This window comes from Streptomyces sp. NPDC007162 (genome assembly GCF_040634175.1).
Lineage (GTDB): Bacteria > Actinomycetota > Actinomycetes > Streptomycetales > Streptomycetaceae > Streptomyces.
Map to the genome: position 1 here is coordinate 1 of NZ_JBEYFC010000842.1, position 2,528 is coordinate 2,528.

At 65.2% G+C, this 2,528-nt stretch carries 2 protein-coding genes; both read right to left on the minus strand.

The window, feature by feature from the left end; genetic code table 11:
- Positions 1–36: 36 nt before the first annotated feature.
- Positions 37–612 (minus strand): hypothetical protein, encoded by a 576-nt coding sequence (locus ABZ646_RS44775; protein WP_360533018.1) that lies wholly within the window; start codon positions 610–612, stop codon positions 37–39.
- A gap of 305 nt (positions 613–917) precedes the next feature.
- Positions 918–2,120, minus strand: a complete 1,203-nt coding sequence (locus tag ABZ646_RS44780) for an amidohydrolase family protein (RefSeq protein WP_360533021.1) — start codon at positions 2,118–2,120, stop codon at positions 918–920.
- Positions 2,121–2,528: the final 408 nt, after the last annotated feature.

The following is a 2,528-nucleotide window of genomic DNA, read 5'->3' on the forward strand; positions in this document are numbered from 1 at the left end:
CACTCCAAGCCTTCGACATCACCTTCGACGGCCGGCTCACCGCCGGACGCCACTGAACAAAACCGACCGAGTTCCACCGTTCGCTACACAGACCCCCACCGTGATGGTGTTGCGATCCAATGCGGGCAGCCCCAGGTGGTCACAGACCAGCTGGGTCAGCTGCTCCTCGTAGGTCTCGTTCTGATGGTCCAGTCCAGCTGCCGTGATGAGGGGGGCCATCTTGTTGGGCCAGTATTCTCCGACGTACTCGGGGTTCTCGTAGTCGATGCAGGACGATATCTGGCCGTCCTTGTAGTGGTATGCCTTGGGCCCGTGGGCCTTGGCAACGCACGGGTTGGGAACGAACACCGTCAGCTCAGCGCCCTGGGGGCACAGCTCGCGGTAGTCGATCTCGTCGTAGTCGTCGCGGTTGAACATGTGGTGCACGATCACGCCCCAGTCGCCGGGTGCTGGGTCGTTGCCGTAGGCGAACGGCGGCCGCTGCTGCGCGGACAGGCCTTCAGCCATGGCGGCCAGGCTGGTCCCCTTGAAATAGACCAGGACCGTTTCGTCTTCCCGGTACCGCTCTTCTTCCACCCACGCCATGACGCCGCAGTCGATCCAACTTGTCATGCCCAGCAACATAACCGGCGCCACTGACATAGCAGGCGCCAGAGGCGCCAATCGACGCCAGGACCCACCGCCACCCCACGCCGGCTGGACGTAGCGCTCCGATCGCGGGCTGACGCGCCCACTCGCTCAAGCGCCCAGGCACATCCAACCGACGTAACCCGCACCCTTAAAGATCTCTAGAGCGCGCTCCAGTCACCGAAGAGGAGCGCCCGCGTCTGATGGGTGCGCCCTGGGTCAGTCGGCTCTGACCCCGGACGCACATGGAACTTGGTCAGGCTCTTGTCAGAGGAGCAAAGTCGCCCCCGTCACCAACCCGCATCGGTGCCGTTGCTGTATAGACGTCCTCCTGCCAGGACGAGGCGGAGAGCACGCAGCGCATTCAGGTCGCGGAGCGGGTCGCCGTCGACGACGAGCAAGTCGGCGCGGTAGCCAGCGACGAGCTGTCCAGTGTCGGCGTCGATTCCGAGAGCGCGGGCGGCTTCGACGGTGGCCATGTCGAGGATGCGGTCCTGGGGAAAGCCCAGGTGCTCGTAGAGCTCCAGACCGTTCACGAAGCCGTCGAACATGGCGCCTGGCACCCCGGCATCCGTTCCGGCCACCAGGCGAACTCCCTGCTCGGCCATCCACCTCACTTGGCCGAACAGTTCCTCTGCACGCTCCCTGCCGAACCGCTCGACGAAGCGCCGCCAGTTGGGGCTCGCAGCCGGGCAGACGTGGATCTCCTTCGCGATGAGATCGGCGACGACGTCGCCGCGCATCTCGAAGCCGCCCTCAACCATCCAGGTGCAGTGCTCGACCGTGTTCACGCCTGCGGCGACGGCACTCGCGATGCCGGCCGTGCCGTGGGCGTGCGCTGCGACAGGCAGGCCGGTCCGGTGGGCCTCCTCGACGACCAAACGCAACTCCTTGGTGGTGAACTGGGACTGCCAGGTCGCCGCTCCGCCCCGGGTAAGTCCGCCACCTGTGGCCATGACCTTGATCACGTCGGCGCCGGTCTCCGCATTGCGTCGCACCTGGTTCCTGATGGCCTCCTGGCCGGCAACCTCACCGCCAAGGAACCAGCAGTGCCCTCCAGGTGGGGTGAGAGGGGCCGTCGCGGCAAGGATCCGTGGGCCGTGCAGAACACCCGCTGCGATCGCGTCACGAAGGCGCACAGAGAGCCCACCTCGGTCACCAAGGTCCCGTGCCGTGGTCACTCCGACTGCCAAAAGTTGCTGTGCCCTTCCGGCCATACCAAGAAGCAGGCTCAGATCGTCCGCCTCGCGCAACGCACCCACCGGATCGGGCGAAGCGTCGAATGCGAGGTGCACATGACAGTCGATCAGGCCTGGGAGAATCGTGCCCTGTGGGAAGGATGCCCTCTGTACGCCCGCGGGGGCGACTTCTTCAACCTCCTTCCGCGTGCCAACCGCAGCGATTGCGCTTCCGCTGACGAGTACAGCTCCGTCATCTATGCATGCGCCACCAGGGCCCGTCAGCACCTGGGCAGCTGAGATCAACAGTTCCATTTTCCGTTTCCTTATCCAATCCGCGTCTGGCTGCGAGGAGCGGAGGGGCCCCGAGCCGACGGCTTTGCTCGGGCCAGCCGAGGTGCCAGGGGCATGGGAAAGAAGGCCAACTCGGGCCCGGCTTTCGGAGGTCTTCGACATGGACCATCCGGTTCTCGATCAGGGGCGTGTGTTACGCGTCTCCCAATGCGTCTGAAAGAGCGACGAGTTCTCGGACATCGGCGTCAAGGCCGTCGTCGTGTGGCATCGCTATCGGCACCGCGGTCGATCTCGCCACGCTACCCGCTGCCTGCGTCTGGAGCGCGGTACGCAGGCAGGGCGGTTTCAAAGTCCTGTCGATCAAGGATCCATGCTGGTCACAGCATCATGACGATGGGGGTGGCGGGCCGCCACGCATGCAACGAAGCT